General features: G+C 32.7%; 7 protein-coding genes. All 7 read right to left on the reverse strand.

The genetic code is table 11. From position 1 onward, the window contains the following. Positions 1 to 19 precede the first annotated feature (19 nt). The 7 genes from IV84_RS08600 to IV84_RS10760 all read right to left on the reverse strand — a co-directional run bounded on the left by IV84_RS08600 (position 20) and on the right by IV84_RS10760 (position 8,233). Positions 20 to 124, reverse strand: a complete 105-nt coding sequence (locus IV84_RS08600) for a putative holin-like toxin (RefSeq protein ID WP_056986425.1) — start codon at positions 122 to 124, stop codon at positions 20 to 22. Between the two features lie 132 nt (positions 125 to 256). Continuing rightward, positions 257 to 994 (reverse strand): ABC transporter permease, encoded by a 738-nt coding sequence (locus IV84_RS08605; RefSeq protein ID WP_014386882.1) that lies wholly within the window; start codon positions 992 to 994, stop codon positions 257 to 259. Between the two features lie 2 nt (positions 995 to 996). Next, on the reverse strand, positions 997 to 1,734 hold the full coding sequence (locus IV84_RS08610) for an ABC transporter permease (RefSeq protein ID WP_014386881.1): 738 nt from the start codon (positions 1,732 to 1,734) through the stop codon (positions 997 to 999). Next, entirely contained in the window at positions 1,727 to 2,671 is a 945-nt protein-coding gene (locus IV84_RS08615; protein ID WP_014386880.1) for an ABC transporter ATP-binding protein, read from the reverse strand. The genes IV84_RS08610 and IV84_RS08615 overlap by 8 nt, the downstream gene beginning before the upstream one ends. Continuing rightward, the gene (locus IV84_RS08620; protein WP_056986427.1) at positions 2,671 to 4,830 is read right to left on the reverse strand and encodes a peptidase domain-containing ABC transporter; all 2,160 of its coding nucleotides are present in this window, start codon (positions 4,828 to 4,830) and stop codon (positions 2,671 to 2,673) included. Before IV84_RS08620 ends, IV84_RS08615 begins: the two co-directional genes overlap by 1 nt. 54 nt (positions 4,831 to 4,884) lie before the next feature. Then, positions 4,885 to 7,977, reverse strand: coding sequence for a type 2 lanthipeptide synthetase LanM family protein (locus IV84_RS08625; RefSeq protein WP_014386878.1), 3,093 nt, complete (start codon positions 7,975 to 7,977; stop codon positions 4,885 to 4,887). Between the two features lie 79 nt (positions 7,978 to 8,056). Then, positions 8,057 to 8,233 (reverse strand): plantaricin C family lantibiotic, encoded by a 177-nt coding sequence (locus IV84_RS10760; RefSeq protein ID WP_014386877.1) that lies wholly within the window; start codon positions 8,231 to 8,233, stop codon positions 8,057 to 8,059. Between the last annotated feature and the right edge of the window lie 309 nt (positions 8,234 to 8,542).

Below are 8,542 nucleotides of genomic sequence, written 5' to 3' on the forward strand. Positions count from 1 at the left end.
CTTGCCAGAGCTAAGGCGGTTATTTTTTTTGTTGGTTTTTAATCAACTCAACAACTAATGCAATCAAGGCTACGATAAAAGTACCGAAAGCCAGCATTAATTGTAAAGCGTCCGATATGGACACTTGGGCTACTCCTTTCCTAGAATGTGAGTTTATAGTTTTTACACCATAAGCACCACCCCCTTTAAGGAAATAGCCACCGCCTTAACTTCTCTACTTAAACCATTATACAGGGAAATGGGGATAGAACAATGTCTATGCATAATCAGCTTTCTTTAATTTTTGAGCCATAAATATCCAAGCTATTAACGAAAACAACAGGACTATAAACACCGTTATATAACTCGTGTTTCCGTGATAGGTTAACGAACCGTTATTATAATTAACGATTTTCAAGAAAGCAGTAATTGGATAATAGTCTTGCAGGTTTTGTCCAGCTACAAATACTCCAACAAAGCCATAAACAAAGGCAATAACCACGTTGAGATAAGATGAGGCTTGCCGAATAAACAAAATCAAGATTGGTAAGACAGCGATAAAAACCCCCAAGCTAATACCAATTAACTGAATCATTGAGATCAGAGAATGATATATGGGTTCACTTTTATGCGGTAAGAACAGGAATATCAAGTATGTTAAAAACGCATTTAAAGCTGCAAATACTACGTTGATTAGGCATAAAGCAACCAATTTGCTGACATACAATTTATTGACAGAAACGGCGCAAGTAATGTTATTCTTTAGTGCTCCAGATATATGCTCAACATTAATTAAATAGTTACTAAAGATAACAATCATTGCCGGTAAGACTAAACTAAAACTATCCCAAATAACGATATTCATAAAATCAGTGTAATTATAGAGTGAATGTTCATTGCCACTGTATAGTTGAAATATTGAGAGTAGATCAGTAAAGACAAGGGAGATAAAAAATACGAGTAAGACGTCACATCTTTTCAATTTACGAAACTCATTGATAATTAGGGTTCCCATATCTATTCCTCCTCGCTTTCAAATAATTTGACTGCGACATAGTATGATAAAAATCCCACAATACACAAGATTCCAATACAAGAGGGCGTGGAAAAAAAGAGTCTGGTAATGCTAGCGGACATCGTACCAGATGAAATATGTGGTAATGACCACTTGAAGACAACAGAAAGCGGCAACGGGAAGCGATTATATTGTAATGAAGTGACAAAGCTCAATATTGTATATGACAAACTTACCACAAACGACATTAAGTAATTCTTTTTCATTTTCAAGACGACTATCAGTAATGGTAGATCAGCAACGGTTACCATTACACCAATGATCAGGCCGATCCCAAGGGTGGTAAAGAATTGCCCCAGATCAATATTTCCGCGTACCACACCTAATATAATGGGCAATATTAAAGAGACAACTGCGAAAATCACCCCGATAATTAATGTTGCAATAATTTTTGCTAATAATAGACTCCTTTTAGAAATAGGAATGGTTAAAATGTTTTTTAAGGTGTTATTATCACGTTCTTCAAAGACCAAGGTTGCTAATATTAGCCCTAGAAAAATTGGCATTAGTAGGTAAAAGCCAAAAACAAAAACAAACATTTTCAACTTATCAAACGACATATTAGCATGTAATGCTAATAGTGATAAGGGAATCGGAAATAAGAAAGCGGCTAATACCGTATATTTTAAAATACTATTCCGTTTTAATTTTTTGAATTCACAGACTAGAAGACTACTCATGGCTAGCGCCCCCATTGGTAATGGATTCAAAATAATTTTCCAATGTACCTTCCTTTAAATAGGCCGCCTGAACATCTATGCCGTTCATAATAAATGCCTTAATAATTGCAGCAGAATCTGTAATGGCATGGCTAATTGATAACTTTTGCTGATTAGTGATCACAATATCTTTAATCTTGAATTGTTGCTCTAGAATCTTAGCAGCATTGGCGCTATTAGATACTTTAAAAACAAATGAATTGCTGTTTTGTTCAATTAAATCTTGCAGCTTTGATTCAACCAATAAGGCCCCATTGGCAATAATGCCAATATCATCAGCAATTAGTTGCATTTCAGACAAAATATGGCTCGAAATTAAAATTGTCGTCCCTTGATTCTGGCTTAAATCGATCAGTAACTTACGAATATCGACGATACCTTCCGGGTCCAACCCATTGATTGGTTCATCTAGGATTAAAAGCTCCGGTGAGTTCATAGTCGCGTTAGCAATTGCCAGCCGTTGTTTCATACCTAAAGAATATTCTGAAAACAATTTTTTATCTTTATAGGGTAATCCTAGTTTGGTCAGTGAGCTCTCTATTGTCTTTTCTGGTAACTTCCGCAATTTAGCGAATATTCGTAAATTTTCTGTCCCAGTTAAGTTAGGATAGAATCCTGGGGATTCAATTGTATTACCTACTTTACTGAAAATTGATTTCAGCTCACTATTGGTAATCTTCGACATATCTTTTCCAAATAACGAGTATGTACCAGAACTAGGTTTAATTAAACCTAGAATCATTTTCATGGTTGTGCTTTTACCAGCACCATTTTTCCCTAATAATCCGTAAATCTTCCCTTTTTGTACATGAATACTTAGATTCTTAACACTAATCTGCGGACCATAAATTTTTGTTAAGTGATCTGTTCTGAGAACGTAATCGTTATTTAAATCCATTAACTCTCTCTCCCCTCAATTTGCTTGTTATCAAGAAAGTTTCTATAATAAAGTCCCTTTTTTGCTATTAGTTCGTCATGAATCCCTTCCTCAATGATTTCTCCATGACTTAGTACATAAATATAATCCGCATCTTGAATGGCCGCAAGCCTATGCGAAATAATAAGTTGCGTGATATTTAGAGACTGTAAATTATGATAAATCTTTTGTTCAGTTAATTGATCCAAGCTATTTGTTCCTTCATCAAATATTATAAGTTCAGGATTTTTGCTGATTGCTCTTGCAATTGCTATTCTTTGCTTTTGACCACCAGACAAGTTTTGCCCATTATCCCCCATTACAGTATTAATGCCCAAAGGCAACTGTTTTACAAAATCTAAAATCTCTGCATTTTTTAAGCAATCTTCAAGTTGACTATCAGACAATTTATTTCCAAAGTCTAAATTATCTTTAATAGTCCCATTGATTGCTAATGGTGTTTGAGTAACTACTGATATTTTATCATATAAGCTTGCTGAATTTAGCTTCCTATAGTTGACACCATTAACATACATACTTCCACTGTAGTCATCAAAAACATTCATGATTAATTTTGTAAGCGTCGTTTTTCCTCCACCGGAATTTCCCACAATGGCAATACGTTTTCCTTTAGGGATCTTGATTGAAATATCTCTTAGATCAAGATTGGTTGTTTGACTATAAGAGAATGAAACATGAGAAACTTCAATATCATTAATTGCTGAAATTTCGGTTCCTCCATTTCTCGAAACAGATTTATAAAACATTATTTCATTTAATCTGTTAGTAATCTCCTGAATCACCTTGATCTGAGGAATCGCACCAATGGTAGAATTAATCGGAGTAATCGCAAATGAACTAAGAGAGACGAACTGTATAAGAGTCCCTATGTTTATTTGACCTTTTTGAATCAGAAAGAATCCAAGAGTATAGATCAAGAGGTTTGTTATTACACTGATACTGTCTAACCAACTTTGCAAGGTATTGTTTAAAGAACCCTTTTCTCTAAAAGAATCGATACTTTTAAAATATTTATTTTCCAAGTCTTTTTCTAACTTGTCTTGGCTTCCCATACACATGATCTGAATGATATTGTTAAACACATCTGCCATATTATCTTGGGCTTGCGTTTGTGTAGTTATATACTCTTGCGTTTTGGAATGCAACTTGGAATTTAAGCTGTAAATTAAAATCCCCTCAAAAGCCCCAATTAGAATAATAGAGGTGGTTAACAATGGTGAAATAGTCAACATTACAATAAAACAAACTATTCCGGTTAAAATATCTATGAACATTTTAATTAAAAAGGTTGAAAGAAAATTATTGATCATACTTATATTGTTAAAACGATTCAAAATGTCACCTGTGGAATGGGTCTCATAGAATGTAAGATCAATACTGAATAATTTTTCGAGAAGTTTATCAATTACCTGCTTAAAGACGCTCGTTTGCATACGTAGAACAACCCATTGTCTAATCCAAGTGAACAACAAATTTAGAACAAAAAAACTTATTATTATAAGACACAAGACTATTAAAACTTGTTGAATATTAATATCAGTTTTTACTGAAGCGTTAACTATGCGCTTAATAATATCAGGAATAATTAGGACTATAGCTTCAAGAATAACTGTGCAAAATATGGTGATAAAAACATCACTCTTTTTAAAATTGAAAGAGCCTAATATCCCCTTATTTGAAGGTATAAATCCATGAAACTTAGTCTGTTTTGAAAAAGAAGGTAGTGGTGTGATGATACAGAGTACAGGTAAACAATTTTGCTGTAGGTCTTGAAAGCTTTGTTTTTGCACCCCTTCTGCTGGATCCAATACTGTAAACACGTTTTTTTTAACACTTGATATTACAACATAATGGCCGTCTTTTGTGGGCAAAATTGCTGGTAAGTTCTGTATTAAAGATTTTCTTGATTTAAATTTAAAAGCTTTTAGATCAAACTGATTATCTTTAGATATGGTTTTCAATTGTGCAACAGTAAGCCCGTCTCGGGAAGGCCTTACTGTTGCAATTAAATTGTATAAATTTTTATTATATCCATACGATTTAAAAATCATTAAAATACACGCTAGTCCACAATCAGAACTACTAAATTGGTTTATTAGTCTAATTCTATGCTTCCTCACCTTTACAGCCCCTCCTAAAAAGTGTCTCAAGTGTCTTGAATTGACCATGGTGGCTTAAATTTCTAAAGAGAGTACATTAGGTAACTTTGAATTGTTCATTTTTAGAAGTGCATATCCTATGCCAGAAATTCCCAGCATAAAGCTAGTATTTTCATATTGAGGAGGTAATCCACATGACCAATGTCCCTCTAAAACTTTTTTGGCCATTTTCAACTTAATAATTTCTAGATCCTTTTGGTCTTGAATTGTTAACTCATCTTGTGCTTCTAATAAGCAAAGAACATTACCAAAACTTCCATGACACAGACAATTTTGGTCACGATTACCCATTCGCTTAATAGAATCAATAGCAAGTCGTATATCCCTTTCAACTAAGTCGTTATTAACGTTAGCGCAATTTCTTTTGACAGCAAGTCGAGCCAGTAAGATTCCACTTGATCCATGACACCATGCAACAGGATTGATATTATTCTTATAATTTCTTTGTCCTTGAATGATTCGGTTGTCTCTCCAGTTATGCAAATTATGGTCATAGAGCTTATCTTCAAAATTTAATGTATTGCTTATCAAGTCTAATATTCTTTTATCCTTGGTGGCTTTATACAAACGAGAAAAAGAAAGAATAAAACCGCTCGCTCCATGTGATAGTCCTGCAAGAGGATCGCTGGCCATATCCGATTTCCATGCAATGGAATTATCAGGAAAAGCAACTCGTGCACTTTTTTCGATATGATCCAGCAACGACATACTTATATTTAAGTATTTCTTGTTCCCGGTTAGTTCAAACATGTTTACAAATACGTTGATTGCTCCAGCACTTCCAAGTAAATAATCACAAATATCATCATTTTCAACTTGATTTGGGAGGTGATCGCATATCTTGCGAGCATATTCAAAATACAATTTATTTTGAGTTATTCGAAAAAGAATTTGGAATGTATATGCGATAGATGACTCCCCGTAAAAAGCACCTAATGATTTATCATCAAAAAAATTTTTATCAAACAAGCATTGATCTACGTACTTAAACAATGTATTATCTAATGCTATTTTTAACTGTAAGTATTTCTTGTCCAAAAAATTTTGATTTTGTGCTAGAAAAGCATTAACAAAAATTGCAATACCTGCTATTCCATCATACAAATACATACCCATTTTAGATATTTCCCAAGAATTATCTGCTTCTGTACTTAACACTGCTTGAATCCAATTAACATCATTATTTTTTTTTGATATAAAGGCTCTATTATATAGATTATCTAATATTTTTTTTGCAGCAGTGTCAAAAATATCGTGTGAATAAACTAAATTTGCTGTCTCTTTATTAAAATTAAGGGTAGTTTGCCGTTTTTCCTTCACTCTCATTTCTGGTGTGGGCGAAGAAATCTTAAGAGATATAATGAATCTTTGGAAATTCATGTCCTCAATATTTAGATTCTTGATTCTTTTCTTTATTACAGAATAAGCAGTGTCACCAAAAAAGTTAATACAATCACCCATACTGTTATAAAGCTTTTTAGACTTAGGTTTACTGTAAAAGTAGGGAATGTCATTGTTGAGTAAGTCTTGAACTTCACTATATAGAATAAATTTACCTTGTTCAGAACTTGTATCTGTATTTTTTCCTATAGAATGCAGAAACTTTATTCTTTCTTGTGCATTTTGCAAAAAAATAGGGTGGTAAGAAGTTCTTAATACCATTGAATACTGTTGAGTGTTTTTTAATAGAATTCTGCTCTGAATACCATTAAAAAATTCCAAATCAGAAATAAGTGTTTCTTTTAAGGAAATCGCTTTTTTATAAGCATTACAAAATCCCTTAACAATTTCCTTAACATACCTGTGGGGGTTTACTACTGTTTGTTTCAATCGAACTTGGTTATTTTCATTATGCATATGAGGATGAACATAATGAATTCTCATATCGCTACGATACATATTTTCGATTCTTGGAACCTTATAAGGAAGCTCTACATCTTTTTCTCCATTGATTGCACTATAATCAAAACCCTCATTATCACCGCCAAAACTTACAAAGGTTGGCAGCAGACCAGATCTTAGTACTGTACTGTTAAGAAGATGAGAGATTATGGAACCTGCATTACTAAAGTCAATACGATTAATGTCGTTACTCATAATGGTTTCGACATCAACTAAAACAGGATATTCATCACTAGAAATCAAATTTTCAAAATGCAAATCATCTGTATTTAAGAGCATGTTTACAAATGAAATTATTCCAAAATTATAATAATAAGAGGAAACCTCCTGTTCCGTTTTACAGTTTTTATGGTCCACAAAAACAGACCACCCATATTCTTTTTTATCAATGATTGGGTAGTACAGAGATTTTTTAGAGGAAGGGGTCACTTTTATGAAATGTGACAAGATTTTTTGATATATGATTTCAGTGTTTACAGATCGAGGTTTGTAAATTATTTCTTTATTATCATCCAAAGTCAATTTATAAACAATTTTGCCATTTGAGTGGCTATCAGATAAATTTACACTAAGATCATTGATTTTTTTTATGTTTTCTTTGACACCAAATTGCGACATAATTAATTCTTTATCTTGCAAAAAGTGTTTTATCATAAAATCTAGATTCTTTAATGCCCCACCTATTAATGAAAAAATCGCGGTTTTCATGACGGAATACGTGTTTAAAATGCGTATGAATTCGTCGTTAGTCCCTAAAATTTCTTTATTAAACGATAGATACTGATCTTCTGGTGTTACACCATTCAAATTTCCTAAATGGTTCTGAATATGCATTTCGTAAATTAATGTTCTAGTACAAATTAAGTCTAATTTTTCCCCAACGGAATTTAAAAACATTTTTTGAGCATGGGGACTTAAAATTTTAATACATTCAGGGTATTCTTTCTTTAAAAGATTTTGTGCAATGAAAAACAAGCGATCATAAAAGGAACTAAAAATTACTTTTTTATGATTCAAAAAATACAACTTTTTTGAATCATAATCATTTCTAACTAACAATAGCGAATCTTCTTCTAATCTGTTCAAGTAAACAATATCTTCCACCGGTTGCTTGAACTTACTTAAATTATCCATAGCCAGCTGTAATACATCTGTCCCTATTGCTTTTTCAATTTGGCCCTGCACGGAATCTGTTTTTTTTACCATGTGATCAATTTAGAATTTATAGCTTGAAGCAACCCTAATCACTCATTATTAATAGCAAAAAATAGTCATGAAATGATTTTTAGCAACATACCCATGTTGCCAAATGATCACATTCACTTGTTAAGGTACAAATGTCACCACTAGAACTCTTCTTGATCTTCTTACCACCACTAATCATACCAAGCTGTGCATTATTTAATTCTTCCAAAACATTACCTGATGATTCTTCTGCGGACTTCATTAAATTTTTCTTCATAACAACTCACGTCTCCTTTTCAGATTGTAAATGAGGTACACTTTGTGATTAGGGCTGCTTCAAACTATAAATAATCCTCCTATCTGCATATTTGTGAACAATTTCATTTTAGTTCCAAAATTATTCCCTTTCAAGTGAAATAAACAAGTTATATGGTAAAAGTGGATTAAATTGAGGGGAATTTCCAGAAAATTTTTGAGCCTTCAATGTTTCGTATACTATTTCTTAATAAAAATCAAATTTTAATGATTGTGTCACATCTTAACAGTTGTGGCCTCTTTTTTGATACTGTATAATTAAAGGGTTAGA

Source organism: Pediococcus damnosus, assembly GCF_001437255.1.
GTDB classification, from domain to species: domain Bacteria; phylum Bacillota; class Bacilli; order Lactobacillales; family Lactobacillaceae; genus Pediococcus; species Pediococcus damnosus.